The organism is Aquimarina algiphila, assembly GCF_007489275.1.
In the GTDB taxonomy this organism is placed as follows: domain Bacteria; phylum Bacteroidota; class Bacteroidia; order Flavobacteriales; family Flavobacteriaceae; genus Aquimarina; species Aquimarina algiphila.
The window spans coordinates 26,165-42,632 of sequence record NZ_VLNR01000059.1; the positions used below are offsets into that span (position 1 = coordinate 26,165).

At 32.7% G+C, this 16,468-nt stretch carries 13 protein-coding genes; 5 read left to right on the plus strand and 8 right to left on the minus strand.

The annotated features are described in order from the left end of the window. Positions 1-65: 65 nt before the first annotated feature. The 3 genes from FOF46_RS22520 to rpmH form a co-directional block, all read right to left on the minus strand. Positions 66-2,342 (minus strand): glycoside hydrolase family 3 N-terminal domain-containing protein, encoded by a 2,277-nt coding sequence (locus FOF46_RS22520; protein WP_143918010.1) that lies wholly within the window; start codon positions 2,340-2,342, stop codon positions 66-68. A 198-nt stretch (positions 2,343-2,540) separates the two neighbouring features. After that, positions 2,541-5,393 (minus strand): carbamoyl-phosphate synthase large subunit, encoded by a 2,853-nt coding sequence (gene carB / locus FOF46_RS22525; RefSeq protein WP_143918011.1) that lies wholly within the window; start codon positions 5,391-5,393, stop codon positions 2,541-2,543. Between the two features lie 105 nt (positions 5,394-5,498). Further along, positions 5,499-5,657, minus strand: coding sequence for a 50S ribosomal protein L34 (gene rpmH / locus FOF46_RS22530; RefSeq protein WP_081414554.1), 159 nt, complete (start codon positions 5,655-5,657; stop codon positions 5,499-5,501). 179 nt (positions 5,658-5,836) lie between these two features. Between rpmH and FOF46_RS22535 the strand changes: the two genes are divergently transcribed. The 3 genes from FOF46_RS22535 (at position 5,837) to FOF46_RS22545 (ending at position 8,334) form a co-directional block, all read left to right on the plus strand. Further along, entirely contained in the window at positions 5,837-6,352 is a 516-nt protein-coding gene (locus tag FOF46_RS22535) for a hypothetical protein (protein WP_109436895.1), read from the plus strand. A 147-nt stretch (positions 6,353-6,499) separates the two neighbouring features. Then, the gene (locus FOF46_RS22540) at positions 6,500-7,309 is read left to right on the plus strand and encodes a TlpA family protein disulfide reductase (RefSeq protein ID WP_160114215.1); all 810 of its coding nucleotides are present in this window, start codon (positions 6,500-6,502) and stop codon (positions 7,307-7,309) included. Between the two features lie 140 nt (positions 7,310-7,449). Then, complete coding sequence (locus FOF46_RS22545) at positions 7,450-8,334, plus strand: hypothetical protein (protein ID WP_143918012.1); 885 nt, start codon at positions 7,450-7,452, stop codon at positions 8,332-8,334. Positions 8,335-8,342: 8 nt separating this feature from the next. On the opposite strand, the gene FOF46_RS22550 is transcribed toward FOF46_RS22545, so the two are convergent. The 3 genes from FOF46_RS22550 to FOF46_RS22560 all read right to left on the minus strand — a co-directional run bounded on the left by FOF46_RS22550 (position 8,343) and on the right by FOF46_RS22560 (position 10,452). After that, a complete protein-coding gene (locus tag FOF46_RS22550; RefSeq protein ID WP_109436898.1) occupies positions 8,343-8,711 on the minus strand; it encodes a sulfite exporter TauE/SafE family protein in 369 nt (122 codons plus the stop codon). A 57-nt stretch (positions 8,712-8,768) separates the two neighbouring features. After that, positions 8,769-9,716, minus strand: coding sequence for a lytic transglycosylase domain-containing protein (locus tag FOF46_RS22555; RefSeq protein ID WP_143918013.1), 948 nt, complete (start codon positions 9,714-9,716; stop codon positions 8,769-8,771). Positions 9,717-9,780: 64 nt separating this feature from the next. Further along, positions 9,781-10,452, minus strand: a complete 672-nt coding sequence (locus FOF46_RS22560; RefSeq protein WP_143918014.1) for an alpha/beta fold hydrolase — start codon at positions 10,450-10,452, stop codon at positions 9,781-9,783. Positions 10,453-10,753: 301 nt separating this feature from the next. Here FOF46_RS22560 and FOF46_RS22565 point away from each other — a divergent pair, with 301 nt between their 5' ends. After that, positions 10,754-11,056 (plus strand): N-acetyltransferase, encoded by a 303-nt coding sequence (locus tag FOF46_RS22565; protein ID WP_143918015.1) that lies wholly within the window; start codon positions 10,754-10,756, stop codon positions 11,054-11,056. Between the two features lie 79 nt (positions 11,057-11,135). Here the strand turns inward: FOF46_RS22565 and mtaB are convergent, their stop codons facing one another. Further along, positions 11,136-12,446, minus strand: a complete 1,311-nt coding sequence (gene mtaB, locus FOF46_RS22570) for a tRNA (N(6)-L-threonylcarbamoyladenosine(37)-C(2))-methylthiotransferase MtaB (protein WP_143918016.1) — start codon at positions 12,444-12,446, stop codon at positions 11,136-11,138. Positions 12,447-12,584: 138 nt separating this feature from the next. On the opposite strand from mtaB, the gene FOF46_RS22575 reads away from it, so the two are divergent. Then, the gene (locus FOF46_RS22575) at positions 12,585-14,210 is read left to right on the plus strand and encodes an ABC transporter substrate-binding protein (RefSeq protein ID WP_143918018.1); all 1,626 of its coding nucleotides are present in this window, start codon (positions 12,585-12,587) and stop codon (positions 14,208-14,210) included. 193 nt (positions 14,211-14,403) lie between these two features. On the opposite strand, the gene FOF46_RS22580 is transcribed toward FOF46_RS22575, so the two are convergent. Continuing rightward, positions 14,404-15,585, minus strand: coding sequence for a GlmU family protein (locus FOF46_RS22580; protein WP_143918017.1), 1,182 nt, complete (start codon positions 15,583-15,585; stop codon positions 14,404-14,406). Positions 15,586-16,468: the final 883 nt, after the last annotated feature.

Consider the following 16,468-nt stretch of genomic DNA (forward strand, 5'->3'; position numbering starts at 1 on the left):
TTCTAAAATTGTGTGTTTTATATTAAATTAACATTAATATTGGTTATAAATATAACCAAAAACACTTATAACTCTTTTTCTAATGCAAATTTTTTGTTAAGATTTCCTATTATTATCTCAAATTCACCATACTCAACAACCCACTTATTATCCTCATTTACAAACTTTAAGTCGTCTGTATCAATAGTAAAAGAAACTTTTTTATTTTCTCCCGGTTGAAGTTCTATTTTTTTAAACCTTTTAAGTGTTTTCACCTCTGGTGTAATACTCGCATATAAATCTTTAATATATAATTGCACTACTTCTTTACCCGTTCGTGTACCCGTATTTTGGACCTCTACTGTCACATTAATAGCATCTCCTTTTTTGATAAACACTTTATCAAAATTTAAATTTTTATATCCAAAAGTAGTATAAGACAATCCATGTCCAAACTCATATTGCGGAGAATAACTTTTTTGATAATCTGCATCATCATTCTGCTCTTCATCACCTAAACTCTCTGTATACTTTCTATTATACTTTTGCAATGAATTAGCATACCTTGGATAATTGTATGGAAGTTTACCACTTGGATTTACATCTCCGTAAACGATATCTACTAATGCCCTGGATCCTTCATTTCCAGGTAAGTAACATTGCAACACAGCATCCATGCCTTTTTCAAATTGACTTATAATTCTTGGTCTCCCTTCGTTTAAAACCAATATAATTGGTTTATTTAGATCCATAAGTGCTTTTGCTAATTTAACCTGAGGTTCTGTAATTAACAAATCATTGATATCACCAGGAGTTTCTGTATAATTATGCTCTCCTAAACATAAAACAATATAATCAACATTTTTAGCTAAAGAAACAGATTTAGCAATATCTATTTCCTCAAAAATTGAAACCCCGGGAGCATATTCTACATTTTGCTTCCCAATCTTACTTTGGAAAGCCTCTAAAATTGTAAATTTATCTTTTGCGTATTGATCACTTTTTTCTCCTTGCCATGTATATGACCAACCTCCATTTAGGTATTTCATACTATTTGCTGTAGGACCTGTAATCAAGACTTTACTTTCTTTTGATATAGGGAGCGTTTTATCAGTATTTTTTAACAATGTAATAGATTCAGAAGCAGCTATATAAGACATCGCTATTGAAGATGAAGAACCAAAATCAGGATAATCTTTTGGATCAGTAACTGGTGTTCTAAATAAATCCAATTCGTATTTTACTCTTAAAATTCTACTTACCGCATCATCAATTCTAGACATAGGAACCTCGCCATCATTTACTAAAGACAATAAATCTTCAAAAAACGTATAATTATCTGGTACCATACTCATATCGATACCTGCCAGGACAGATTTTTTAACTGCTTCTCGCATAGTAGATGCAATTTTATGACGTGTATGCAGGTAAATAATATCTTGCCAATCAGTAACTACAAAGCCTTTAAATCCAAGTTCTTCTTTCAAAAGATCATTTATTATCTTCTTACTTGCATGAACAGGAACTCCATTAATTTCGCCAGAACTAATCATTATACTTTTGGCATCTGCTTCTATACTTTTCTCATATATTGGCAAATCATATTGTCTAAGAATTCTTTCGGGGATTATACTTGGTGTTCTATCTTTTCCTGTTGTCGTACTACCATATCCTATATAATGCTTAATACAAGCAGCAACTTTATCCGACTCACCTATATCATCTCCCTGAAAACCTTCTACCATTGCTACCCCCATCTGAGATGACAAATATGTATCCTCACCAAAAGATTCCCAAAGTCTAGACCATGCGGGGTTTCTTGGTAAATCTAAATCTGGAGAAAAAACCCAAGGGATTGAAGATGCCCTAGTTTCATAAGCCGAAATAGCCGTACATTTCTTAACCAATTCAGAATCCCATGTTGCTGCCATGCCAATCTGTTGCGGAAACAAAACCGCACCAGCAGTATAACTGGCTCCATGAATAGCATCTATACCATAAATAATTGGAATCTTTTTATCTGTCTGATTTGTTTCTTCTAAAATTTCATTCAGCACTTCGTTCCATCTTTCTGGGCTTGGAGCTCCAGGATTTGGGACATTAAGTATTGACCCTATTTTATATTTATGAATAGCTTTCTTTAACTTATTTTTATCTAACACACCAGGTTTACCATCTTGCTCCAATGCAGTAACTGTGATCTGAGTCATTTGACCAATTTTCTCTTCCAGTGTCATACTTGACAGTAGTGCTGCAACTTTCGCATCTATGGGATCAGAAGTCTCAATTTCTTGTTTTTTAAAAGAACATGACGATAACAAAACTACACTTAACAGCATAGTGACAATTGCACTAATTTTCATAATTGATTGTGTATTATTAATTTCAGATACTCTGTTTTTAAAGAGTCAAAAACCAACCAAACGTAGACACAATACTTTTGCTTTTTTTAGTGTTCTAATGAAAATAATGCTTCATTTTTTTAATATTTATAAGAAAAAAACAGAATAGCTTTCACTATTCTGTTTTTCAATATTTCTGTTATTACTAATATGTTTATATTACTTACTTAAGTACATTTTACGCCTAGAATACAAGTCGTAAAACTGATCATCTTTAAGATCATCAATAAAAAGAATACTTTCTCCTGTACTTTTCATTTCTGGTCCTAATTTTTTATTTACGCTAGGGAATTTATTAAAAGAAAACACTGGCTGTTTAATCGCATACCCTTCGAGATGCGGTTTAAAATCAAAATCTGTCACCTTCTTTTCTCCTAACATCACTTTGGTAGCATAATTTACATAAGGCTCCCCATAAGCTTTTGCTATAAATGGAACCGTTCTAGAAGCTCTTGGGTTCGCTTCTATTATATAAACCATATCATCCTTGATAGCAAACTGAATATTGATTAGTCCCACCGTATTTAATTCTAATGCAATTTTATATGTGTGATCTTTTATTTGTTGCATTACAAATTCACCAAGATTAAATGGAGGTAACGTTGCATTAGAATCTCCTGAATGAATTCCACAAGGCTCTATATGTTCCATAATACCAATAATATAGACATTCTCTCCATCACAAATCGCATCAGCTTCAGCTTCGATAGCACCATCAAGATAGTGATCCAGAAGTAGCTTATTATTTGGTATTTTACGCAAAAGATCTACAACATGCTCTTCTAATTCTTGCTTATTAATTACAATTTTCATCCCCTGACCTCCTAAGACATAAGATGGTCTTACCAGAATAGGGAAATCGAGACGATCTGCAACCTCAAGTGCTTCATCAGCAGTCTCTGCTGTATCAAATTCTGGATATGGAATATTGTTTTCTTGTAATAATTTAGAAAAACTACCCCTATCTTCTGCAAGATCAAGAGATTGAAAACTAGTACCTATAATTTTGATTCCATAACGATCTAGTTTTTCGGCAAGTTTTAAGGCTGTTTGTCCTCCTAATTGCACAATAACCCCTTCTGGTTTTTCGTGCCTTATGATATCATAAATATGTTCCCAGAATACTGGTTCAAAATATAGCTTATCTGCAGTATCAAAATCAGTTGAAACCGTTTCTGGATTACAATTAATCATGATAGTTTCATACCCGCATTCTGCAGCAGCTAAAACCCCATGTACACAACAGTAATCAAATTCAATTCCCTGCCCGATTCGATTAGGTCCAGAACCCAAAACAACTATTTTCTTCTTATCGGTAACTTCACTTTCATTTGATACATAAACCTCTCCCTGAGGAGTTTCTACTTCGGCCTCGAATGTAGAATAAAAGTACGGCGTCTCCGCGTTAAATTCCGCAGCACAAGTATCTACTAACTTATATACTCTATTAATTCCTAACTCATCTCTCTTATTATACACTTCACTCTCATAACACCCAACCATATGGGCAATCTGTCTATCAGCAAAACCTTTTTGCTTAGCTTCTAATATGAGATCTTTGGTAAGTGATTGGATAGTATATGTCGAAATTTCTTTTTCCAGATTATATAATTCCTCATATTGCTTAAGGAACCACATATCTATCTTGGTTATTTCATAAATTCTACTCAGAGGAATACCCATTTGAATCGCATCATAGATTACAAATACTCTATCCCAACTTGCATAACTAAGTTTCTCTATGATTTGATCATAATCTTTATATCCTTTTCCATCAGCCCCTAGTCCATTCCTTTTTATTTCTAAAGACTGAGTTGCTTTGTGTAATGCTTCTTGAAATGATCTCCCTATAGCCATTACCTCTCCTACAGATTTCATCTGAAGCCCCAATCTGCGATCTGCTCCTTCGAATTTATCAAAATTCCATCTCGGTATTTTAACAATCACATAATCTAATGTAGGTTCGAATAATGCAGATGTAGATTTAGTAATTTGGTTGTCTAATTCGTCCAAATTATATCCTATCGCCAATTTTGCTGCTATTTTAGCAATTGGATATCCTGTTGCTTTAGACGCTAAAGCAGAAGAACGAGAAACCCTTGGATTAATTTCTATTGCTATAATATCTTCATTTTCATCTGGACTCACTGCAAATTGCACATTGCAACCTCCTGCAAAATCCCCAATACTGCGCATCATATGAATTGCCATATCACGCATACGTTGGTAAGTCTTATCACTTAACGTCATAGCCGGAGCGACAGTAATAGAATCTCCTGTATGAATCCCCATAGGATCCATATTCTCTATAGCACAGATAATAACAACATTATCATTATTATCCCTCAACAGCTCTAATTCATATTCTTTCCATCCAATTAGTGCCTTATCAATCATCACCTCATGAATAGGAGAAACTTCAAGTCCACGGGTTAGTAATTCATCAAAATCTTCTTCTTTATACACAAAAGATGCTCCTGCACCTCCCAAAGTATACGATGCTCTTATTACTAATGGAAATCCAAATTCCTGAGCAATTTCTTTTCCTTTTAAATATGAATTTGCAGTGGCTTGAGGAGCCATCCCAATTCCTATTTTCAGCATTAGCTCTCTAAACTGTTCTCTATCTTCTGTGATATTAATAGCATCAATATCAACACCTATAATTTCTACATCAAAATCATCCCAAATTCCTTTTTCGTCAGCCTCTATACATAAATTTAATGCAGTTTGCCCTCCCATAGTTGGCAATACAGCATCGATCTGAGGATGTTCCTTTAAAATTTGAATGATTGATTTTGTGTTTAGTGGTTTAAGATATACATGATCAGCCATAGAAGGATCTGTCATTATCGTTGCCGGATTTGAATTGATCAAAATAGTTTCAATTCCATCCTCTCTAAGCGAGCGCAATGCTTGAGTTCCCGAATAGTCAAATTCACACGCTTGTCCAATCACAATTGGTCCTGACCCTATAATTAGTATACTCTTTAGTTTTTCTCTTTTAGGCATGTAATAAAAGTATTGACGTTTTTACTTAAAAATTTATGTATTAGATATAAAAAAAGGCGTTACCGATAAAAGTAACACCTTAATATTTTTCAACACACATCAACATTAGTGCTTGTGTCTTAATTCTGATGAAACAGATAGCTTCTTTCTTCCTTTTGCTCTTCTACGAGCCAATACCTTTCTACCATTTGCAGAAGCCATACGCTCTCTGAAACCGTGTTTGTTTTTTCTCTTTCTCTTCGATGGTTGAAACGTTCTTTTCATTGCTATCTATCTTTATAAATCTTCTTGAAATATCTAAATTTGATTTTTTCGGGTTTTTTTTACTCTCCCCAAAACTGCGGGCAAATATACGAAGAGTTTTTACTTTGACAAACCTAATTATCAAATTATTTTTAATTGTTTTTATTACCTTTGCGCGGACTTAATAATTAAACATTTCAATGTACAACAAAAATATAAAATTAATAATCGCAGCAATCATTATTGGTGTGGCAGTTTGGCAAATGATTGAAGGATATATAGGTAATGGAATTATGCTTATTTTACTATCTGCAATTTTCGTTTTTTTATATTTTAAAAATGAATTAATTCTTCTTGCTTTTCTGAGGCTTCGTAAACAAGATTTTGATGGAGCTAGAAAATGGCTTGATAGAATTAAAAATCCTGAAAGTGCGCTTACAACAAAGCAGCAAGGATACTACAACTACCTTCTTGGTATTATGCTATCTCAAACCAATATTACGCAGGCAGAAAAATATTTAAAAAAGGCCATTAAGCTAGGATTATCTATGAATCAGGATTTAGCCGTTGCCAAACTAAACCTAGCAGGTATTGCAATGACCAAACGTCGTAAAAGAGAAGCACAAATGCTATTAACAGAGGCTAAAAAATTAGATAAACATAATATGCTGAAAGATCAGATTACAATGATGAAACAACAGATGAAGAAAATCTAGGCATACTAATTGTATAGAAAATTACGTTTAATGATAGTTTTGTATTGCCATTAAGACAATTGTAATCAGAGTAAGGGATAAGTTTTACACCTAAAAATGTTTTTTTTAATGGCTTTATATTACATTAGCTACCGTAATCTATTTATGATGAAGAAATTTTTAGTATTAGGAATACTCTCTTTATATTTTAGCAGTTCTTTTGCGCAAGAAGAAAGAAAAATACCTTTCTCAGTTGCTATTTCAGCTCATATTACAAAGTATAATCAAAGAATCGACGCTGCATATCAGGATCAGGATTTGGAACGTGCTCAATTTTTATTCGACTCCTTGGTTACAAATCATTTAAGCGGCACATATATGGATGATTTTAGTGTTTATCCACTAAAAGGTGACCCCATATCACTAGAAGAATATGAAAAACCAGTATTTTTAATAACATATGCATCCTGGTGCGTTCCAGGAATTGGAGAAATTCCAGCTTTAAATGATTTAGTAGATAAATTTCATGATCAAATTGATTTTGTAGTTCTGTTCTGGGACAACAAAGAAAGCTTAAAAGAAAAAGCAAAAGAATATACTGAGAATATACAATTAGTTCATATTGATGAAAAAACCAATCAGGATTCATATATCATAAATAAATTAAAACATGCATTGGGTTTTCCTATGATGTATTTTATGGATAACAATAAAAAAATTCTTGATATCAGAAAAATTGTTACGCATCACTCTAGTGAAACCTTAAGCAACTCTTACAATATTCACTTTAACTCCTTATCTAAAGGTGTTTCTCTTCTGATTGCGGATTTGGATTTAAACTCAGAGATTTCTCCTGAAGCTAATGCAGAAGAAAACGAAGATCAACGTACTGATGAAGAAAGAGATATTGATGAAGAATATGAGCGATACAAAAGAGAAAAGGATTCTCTAAATGGCAAAAAAAGGGATAATCGTTAATCACTATTCTTTTTCTTTACCCATCCGATCACCTTATTACGAACTCTCCATGAAAGTTAGATACAAAAAATCAATGTAACTAACTTCAAAAATTACAATAAGAGATCATTACCTATATCTGAATTTCCAATAGCAATACTATGAATTTATTAAAGATTTTATCGTTTCTGATTTTGATAAACTTTTCTACTTCTTCAAAAAAAGAAGAAACTCTCTTAGAAAATAAAGATATAGAGTTAAATGACAGCAAAACAGAAGCAGAAAAAATCAAAGCGATAAATTATAACTTTGTTATTCATTTTAATTATCAATCTCATGGTAGTATATTTATAAATGGAATACCTGTTATTCATAGACCTGCAGCAGACACTTTATCAGGTTCCAAATCCAAATCACGTCCTATTAATGAACTTTTAGTAAATGGTACCAATACAATAAAGCTTATTGGAAATTTTCAAAAAAACAAATATGAAATAGGAGTTTACCAAAATGAAATTCTTGAACATGGACAACTCTCTGATGAAGACATAAAGATTGAACTCAAAGAAAATGAACCCGGTTTCTTTACTTTTGAAACAAATGACATTCCCTCTCACATATGGGATGATGGCGAAGATTTTAAAGCTTCTGATTACAAAAAACTTACAGCTCTTGTAGTAGAAAGAGATCGGATTATCAAAAAAGGATTAACAAAAAAGTATATTGACCTTCACAAAATTGAAATACAAGAATATGCAAAAACAATGAATGCTATGGGCCATTTATCGTTTTCTTTTAAAAGCATAGAAAATGATCTTAAAGATTCTTTTAAAGCCATTCAAAAAGGAAAAGAATACATCCCAATAAACATCCTAAAAGACGAGGTAATGTTTCATATTTCTAATTCTAAAAAACTAGCAACCATAACTCATAAAAACAAGCCTTATTACACAAGTTTTAAAAGGACTGAAGATAGTTATATATGGGAATGGAAAATACTATATATGAAGAAAAATGGTAAGCTCATGCCTATTGTAGCATATTAGATATATACTTATTTACCAAATATCATCTTTATAGCAACTAGCAATAATACTCCGCCAAAAATCTTTTTAAGCAATGCTTGATTTATAGAAATTGCAAGCTTACTCCCCAAATATCCTCCTATGATAAATGTAACTGCAATAATTACGGCATATTTCCAATTTACAAATCCTTCCTGATAATAGTTATATGCAGCAAGTAAAGTTACAGGAACTGCCAACACAGCTAAACTGGTTCCCTGAGCTTGATGCTGAGAAAAATTCACCCATAAGATAAGAAGAGGAATCATAATTACACTCCCTCCTATACCCAAAGTGCCGCTAAAAAAACCTGCAAGTAATCCTATTAAGATTAGCGAAATAAGTACTGAAGTATTCATACTGCCTTTTTAAATAAGCAGCTAACTTAGGCAAAAATATTAAATCCACGAATAGTTTTATTGTCCTACTCCAGTTTTATAATACCCCTCTCTTGGAATTTTAATTAAATATTCTTTACCTGTTGTATTATTTAAATGTGCTTCTCTAAGCCATGGATTATGAAGCTTTAAAATTTTATAATTTATATCATACTGCTTAGCAAATTTATTAAAATCCGCAATTGGCTCGTCCACTAATACATTAAATGTAGGAATATGTGTATACAAATCATCGTTACTAAAATTAAAGCCGTATCGCTTTGGATTACTTAAAATCTCTTTAACTGCAACAATTCTAAAAACATATCTTCCAGTTTCTTGGCCTAATAACAAATCATAATATGAAGAAGCATTTTGCTTTACCAATTGTTTATTTATACCAGCTCTACCTGCATTGTAAGCAGCTGCAGCTAGTGTCCAAGATCCAAAACGTTCTTTAGCTTTTTTCAAGTATTTACAAGCCACAAGTGTAGATTTCTCTATATGATAGCGTTCATCTATATTTTGATTTACCTCTAGACCATGTTCTTTTGCTGTTCCTTTCAATATTTGCCAAAAGCCAGTCGCTTTAGCGGGAGATACCGCTTGAGTAAGACTACTTTCTATAACTGCCAGATATTTAAAATCATCAGGGACACCTTGTTCTTTAAGTATAGGTTCTATAATAGGAAAATACTTATTTGCTCTTTTAAAAAGGAGCAAACCATTAGATTGCCAGTAGGTATTGACCAATAGCTCTCTATCCATTCTTTCTCTTATATCCGGATTCTCTATCGGCACAAGTTCACCTGAGAAATTGAGATTATCTGGCATTGGGATAGCATAAACATTGTAATCATTTACCAGCTTTTCTTCGAGGACTTCCTGCGCAACCGGCTTTTCGGGTGCTTCTTGCGTAGCGTTAACTAAAATTCCAAATGTAAATAATACACCTAGAAGGACTAAAAATTTCTTAATCGTTTTCATTACTTCAGTAGATTTTATTGGGGAATAAAATTTTAATTTATACAATATAACATAAAAACTTAGACTAATGCAAGTTATCATTGATAATTTCGGGTAGATGTTTATTAAACCATCTTGCCCTATTCACAATCATTACATGAGTTCCTTTATCTACAGTTATGCAGTTTTCTATATTTGTAATAGGAAAAACAATATCTTTATCCCCATGAATATGAATTAATCCTTCTATAGTTTCTTCCTGGTCCCAACACACCATTTTTTCAATAGCCCAATCCAAATACTCTTTATCACTTACTGATAAATATTTTTGATACATTGCCGCTCTTTTTTTTGCAAAATCACCAAAAGCCAATTTTTCCCAATCATCAATTTTTGAAACCAAGCTTGTGGGTAATAACTTATACACTTTTGTTTTTCTTGCAAGCTTCATTCGCTTTGGTAACTCAAACTTATTCTTTACACTAGAAACAATAATTAGTTTTTCTACCTCTAAATATTTACTCATTTCCTGAACAATAATACCTCCAAAAGAAACTCCAATTAAAACACATTTTTTATGCTCTACATCATCACACATTCGTTTTGCATAATCTTCGATCGATTCTTCTTTGAAAGGAATTTTCCAAGGAAGCATTTTAGTTACAAATTTATCTTCTGGTAACTTGATATATTCAAAAATAGAGACATCCGCGGCCAACCCCGGAACGAAATAAACATAGCTAACTTCCTGCGACATAGGTATTTTAACAGTGAGGGTTAAGTTTAAAACTCTAATTTTCTTATCTTTGCATCTCAAAATTATAGTTTTCCCATGTTAGAAAAAAGGAAACACTATGTTAAATTTTTATAAAAGTAAATTTTGAACTAACAAATCTTAGTTAGGAAAAGTAAAATTGAATCTTTTTTTTGATAGTCAATCATTGTCATTTAGATCCTAAAATACTTACTTCCTCAAAGATTATATTTTAATAGCAAGGCATAAGACCTTGGTATATGCTTGATTATACATCTCATAATTAAAAAAAACTATGGAGAACATGAGTGCTGTTGAATTAGAAATCATTGACAATGAATTTCTAAGACAATTCGAAACTACAATTGAAGATCAAAAAGCAAAGATCGAGTACGCTCAACAGGAAAGAAAAATTTTCCTAACTAAACTTGTAATGAGTGAGGAACACCTTGAAAAAGGACATGGAGAAGATTTTATTGTTGCTGTATTTAACGTTATTCAGGAACGCAACATTAGATTAGTACCTACAAGTCCGATTATCGCTAAATTTATGCGTAAAAACCGAAGGAAATACAAAGATTTACTTCCAGTAGGAATAAATATATAGTCTCTATTTCGTCCAAAAAATAAAAAAAATCTGCTTGAGAGCAGATTTTTTTTATTTTCAAATATTTACAATGTTACTCTTAAACAAAATCAAATCTCACCATCCCGTCTTCATCAATATCTTTCAGTAGCACATCGTGCATGGTGTTAACGTATGATGGATTCCATGGCATTTTCACCTTCACATAATTCTCTGTAAACCCATGAATATATCCTTCTTTGTTCTCTGACTCAAACAAAACTGTTCTTTCTGTTCCCAACTGGCTTTCGTAAAACGCTCTTCTTTTTTTAGCTGATAATCCTCGTAACATTTTACTTCTCTTCTTACGCACATTTTGAGGAACAGCATCATCTAATTTTGCTGCAACCGTATTATCTCTCTCAGAATATGTAAATACATGTAGATATGATATATCTAATTGAGATAAGAAATTATAAGTATCCAAAAAGTGATCATCGGTTTCTCCCGGGAAACCAACAATAACATCAACACCAATACAGGCATGAGGCATCACTTCTTTAATTTTTATCACTCTATCCACATACAGATTCGTAAGATATCTTCTACGCATCAATTTTAAGATCTCATCATTACCTGACTGTAAAGGAATATGAAAATGCGGAACGAAAGTTCTTGATTTTGCAACAAAATCAATAGTTTCATTCTTAAGTAAATTTGGTTCTATAGATGAAATTCGCAATCTTTCTATACCATCTACCTGATCAAGAGCTGTTACCAACTCATAAAATGTATGCTCATGCTTTTTATTGCCAAACTCTCCTTTACCATAGTCTCCAATATTAACTCCGGTAAGCACAATTTCTTTGATTCCTTTTTCCGAAATTTCTTTAGCGTTTTTTAATACATTATCTAATGTATCACTTCTTGAAATCCCTCTTGCCAAAGGTATTGTACAATAGGTACATTTATAATCACAGCCATCTTGTACTTTTAAAAATGCACGAGTTCGATCTCCTATAGAATAACTACCCACATAAAAATCTGCTTCTTCAATCTCACAAGAATGCACTTCTCCAAATTCATTTTTAGAAAGATCATTGATATAATCTGTAATCTTAAATTTCTCTGTAGCTCCTAAAACCAAATCCACTCCGTCAACCTCTACAAGTTCTTCAGGTTTTAATTGTGCATAACAACCCACTGCGGCAACAAAAGCATCTGGATTTACTTTTTGAGCCTGTTTTACTATAGTTTTGAATCTTTTATCTGCATTTTCTGTAACAGAACATGTATTAATAACATAAATATCTGCATTTTCAGAAAAATCCACACGATCAAAACCTTCATCAACAAAATTTCTTGCGATCGTGGAGGTTTCAGAAAAATTCAGTTTACAACCTAATGTATAAAAAGCTACTTTTTTTCTCATAAAATATAAGTGTCATTTCCGCAAAGGCGAAAATCTCTTTATATTTACCCTTAACTATACTCAAAAACATTGAGTCGTTCTAGGATATTTTTTTAGGGTGCAAATATACCAACAATAATTCGTTTACTAAAATTGAAAATAGCACACAACAAATCCATAATTCACTACTTAACAACACTTTACTCTTTACTTGTATTATTATCTTGTAAGGAATCCTCTCACGAAAACAGAGATCATTTAGTATTTCGCTATAATCAATATGAAAATGTTAGTTCATTAGACCCTACATTTGCCAGGGACATTGCCAATATCTGGTCTACAAATCAATTATTTAATAGTCTGGTACAGCTTGATGACTCTCTTCATATCAAACCTGACATTGCTAAAAGATGGGAGATTTCAGAAAATATGTTGAATTACACTTTTATCCTTAGAAATGATGTAAAATTTCATAAGCACGAGCAATTTAAAACCAAAGACAGTACCAGAGTGGTAACCGCGAAGGATTTTGTGTATAGTTTTAACAGGTTAATTGATCCCAAAGTAGCATCTCCAGGAAACTGGGTTTTAAAAAATGTGCAGAAATACACTGCTATCAATGACACTATTTTTGAAATTAAATTGAAGAAACCTTTTCCTGCTTTTTTAGGACTAATGAGCATGCGATATTGTTCTGTTGTTCCAAAAGAAATTGTAGAATTTTATGGCAACCAATTTAGATCCAATCCAATAGGTACAGGTCCATTTAAGTTTAAATTATGGGAAGAGAATGTAAAATTAGTACTTCGTAAAAACGAATTATATTTTGAAAAGGATGAGAAAGGAGAACAACTCCCCTACCTCGAAGCTGTAGCTATTACTTTTTTACCTGAAAAACAAAGTGAATTTCTTCAATTTGCAAAAGGGAATATTGACTTTCTTAACAGCCTTGATGCATCTTACAAAGACGAACTACTTACCCCTACAGGAAAGCTAAGAGAACGTTACAAAGATCGTATTCATATTTCTAAAGGCCCTTATCTAAATTCTGAATATCTAGGATTTTATCTAGATGGAGATAGTCAGGAAGTACAATCTGTATTGATCAGGAAAGCTATTAATTATGGTTTTGATAGAAAAAAAATGATAACGTATCTGAAAAATGGTATCGGAACTCCCGCAATTAATGGTTTTATTCCTAAAGGAATTCCTGGTTTTAGTAATAGTAAAGGATTTGAATATAATCCAGAGAAAGCTCGTAAACTTGTCGAGACTTACATCAAACAAACAGGAGATACAGATCCCGTTATCAGGATTGCGACCGACTCAAATTATCAAAGTATTTGTGAATTTATACAACGAGAGCTTCAAAAAATAGGGCTTACCATTATAGTAGATGTTATGCCTTCTTCCACAATACGTCAAAAGAAATGGGCAGGAAAACTAGATACATTTAGAGCAAGTTGGATCGCAGACTATCCTGATGCAGAAAATTTCCTTTCTCCTTATTACAGCAAAAACCATACTCCAAATGGTCCAAACTATACTCACTTTAAAAATGAGACCTTTGATAGACTATATGAAGAAAGTTTCTTGATCACCGACACCAAAGTACGAGAGCAACATTATGCAAAAATGGACTCTATAATAATCGCCCACGCTCCTATTGTTCCTTTATATTATGACCAAGTCACACATTTTATACAGAAAAATGTGAAAGGCATGACTACAAATCCACAAAATTTTCTGGTCTTAAAACGAGTTTGGAAAGAGAAAAAGAAGTAAGATAATTCGATAGCAATTTACAGAACAAAGAAATGAGTTAATTTGTCATTCCGTTGAAGAACGGAATCTATTAAACAACAACGACATAAAATGGATCCCAGCCTACGCTGGGATGACACAATAGTAAACATCCATCTCTACAAAATCTACTTATTTAGCGTGATAATTGTTGTACTATACAAACACATGAGAACTATTTTTCATAACTCTTTCGCCATATCTTTGTTTCTTCAAAAATATGTTCTAGAATTTTCTCATCCTGCTCGGTAAATTCTATATTGCGCCTTGACATCACTACTTTAGCTACTTCAAAAGCTTTTTTAGTGAGATAAGTTGTAAAGCCTCCACTTCCTCCCCAACTATAACTCGGCACAAAATTACGAGGAAATCCAGTTCCAAAAATATTAGCATTCACTCCAACCACAGTACCAGTATTAAACATCGTATTAATTCCACATTTAGAATGATCTCCCATCATTAATCCACAAAACTGTAATCCTGTTTTCGCAAAACTCTCTGTCTCATAACTCCAAAGTCTTACTGGTGCATAATTATTCTTCAGATTAGATGTATTAGTATCTGCTCCTAGATTACACCACTCCCCTAACACTGAGTTTCCTAAAAAACCATCATGCCCTTTATTAGAACAACCAAAGATCACAGAATTATTTACTTCTCCGCCAACCTTAGAATAAGGACCAACGGTTGTACCCCCATAAATCTTTGCTCCCATCTTAATCACTGCTTGATCACAAAGTGCAAAAGGCCCTCTGATCAGACTACCCTCCATGATTTCTGCATCTTTTCCGATATAAATCGAACCTTTACTCGCGTTAAGGCTTGCAAATTCTACAACTGCTCCTTCTTCAATAAAAATATGTTCTGGTGCAATGACATTATTGCTGCTGGGAATAGGCTGACTTTCTCTGTCTTTCGTTAATAATTTAAAATCTTCTTTGATCGCTTGTTCATTCTTAGAAAAAATATCCCAGGTATGCTGTACAGTAAAAATCTCTGCATCATAATGAGTAATCTCATAGTCATCAAAATCGACCTCTTGATCTTCTTCTACGTAAAAGGCAATGGGTTCTTCGTTATAAAAAATAGCCTGTTTAGGCTGTAAACCTTGTATAGCCACTACCAGGTTTTCTGATGGAAGATAAGAGGCATTGATCATTATATTCTCTTCTAACTCTACCATAGGGTATTTTTCGTTTAGATACTCTTCTGTAACTGTAGACGTAGTATACCCTAAATATTTCTCCCATTTTTCTCGAATAGTGAGTATCCCAATTCGAATCTCGGCCACAGGGCGTGTATAGGTAAATGGTAGTAATGCATTGCGTGAAGCACCATCAAAAAGAATATAATTCATGATTTGATTTCAAAAAAATTAATACGTTGAACTGGTGCAAAAATAAAGACGTTCATGATAAAAATCATGCTGTTTAGCTAATTTATTTGTAAAATAAAAAATATCAAATGTTCATAGTTCATCATAGTATGTATGTCATCCTGAACTTGATTCAGGATCCAATTTACGAGAAAGTTGTCAAATTGAATGATTTTTCACAACAACCTCTCTACCCACTCGACACGACAGACGAAAAATTAGCCTTCCTTCAACTTGATTGAAGCTGTCAAAATTAGGCTTTCTATTAAAAATTCACTTGTCTTCGATAGTTCTGCTGAGCCTGTATATATAAAATTTTCTATCGAAAATCACTACCATTGACGGATTTTATATAATACTGTTTTTCAAAGTGATATAATGAATTAAAATTTCATCTAATTCACTTTGATTGAGCATCTTTTCTTTTTTTCATCGCCAAAAAAAGAAATAAAAAAGTCTAGGCTTACAAAAAGAACTTAACAAAATTCTACGCCACCCCCAACCACGGATGAAAAAAACTCGCTATCGCTCAAACAGTTTTTCATCCCCAAGCCCTCGCTGCTGCCTTGATTTTCAAAGTTCTTTTTGATAGGCCATAGCAAGCTTATTACGTCAAATCTATATGCTGGATAAAATTTTTATTGGATATCTCTGACTGACGTGAATTTTATTGCAGCCAACTTTTTTATTCAAAAAAAAGCCTTTCCGAATGGAAAGGCTTTTGAATATGATATAATGTCTTGTCCTAAAATAAGTTGACACAAAATTGACTTATTTATGAAACATTCAGAACAACCAAGGAAGAAGCGTACACAACGAGATTACAATTTAGGCTTTAAATTGGCAATAGTTGCCCAAGTTGAAA

What these genes read in the sequence shown, in the direction of transcription:
- FOF46_RS22540 (WP_160114215.1), top strand. Translation starts at nt 6,500, where the DNA reads ATGAAGAAATTTTTAGTATTAGGAATACTCTCTTTATATTTTAGCAGT.
- rpmH (WP_081414554.1), bottom strand. Translation starts at nt 5,657, where the DNA reads ATGAAAAGAACGTTTCAACCATCGAAGAGAAAGAGAAAAAACAAACAC.
- carB (WP_143918011.1), bottom strand. Translation starts at nt 5,393, where the DNA reads ATGCCTAAAAGAGAAAAACTAAAGAGTATACTAATTATAGGGTCAGGA.
- FOF46_RS22560 (WP_143918014.1), bottom strand. Translation starts at nt 10,452, where the DNA reads ATGTCGCAGGAAGTTAGCTATGTTTATTTCGTTCCGGGGTTGGCCGCG.
- FOF46_RS22555 (WP_143918013.1), bottom strand. Translation starts at nt 9,716, where the DNA reads ATGAAAACGATTAAGAAATTTTTAGTCCTTCTAGGTGTATTATTTACA.
- FOF46_RS22535 (WP_109436895.1), top strand. Translation starts at nt 5,837, where the DNA reads ATGTACAACAAAAATATAAAATTAATAATCGCAGCAATCATTATTGGT.
- FOF46_RS22550 (WP_109436898.1), bottom strand. Translation starts at nt 8,711, where the DNA reads ATGAATACTTCAGTACTTATTTCGCTAATCTTAATAGGATTACTTGCA.
- mtaB (WP_143918016.1), bottom strand. Translation starts at nt 12,446, where the DNA reads ATGAGAAAAAAAGTAGCTTTTTATACATTAGGTTGTAAACTGAATTTT.
- FOF46_RS22545 (WP_143918012.1), top strand. Translation starts at nt 7,450, where the DNA reads ATGAATTTATTAAAGATTTTATCGTTTCTGATTTTGATAAACTTTTCT.
- FOF46_RS22565 (WP_143918015.1), top strand. Translation starts at nt 10,754, where the DNA reads ATGAGTGCTGTTGAATTAGAAATCATTGACAATGAATTTCTAAGACAA.
- FOF46_RS22520 (WP_143918010.1), bottom strand. Translation starts at nt 2,342, where the DNA reads ATGAAAATTAGTGCAATTGTCACTATGCTGTTAAGTGTAGTTTTGTTA.
- FOF46_RS22580 (WP_143918017.1), bottom strand. Translation starts at nt 15,585, where the DNA reads ATGAATTATATTCTTTTTGATGGTGCTTCACGCAATGCATTACTACCA.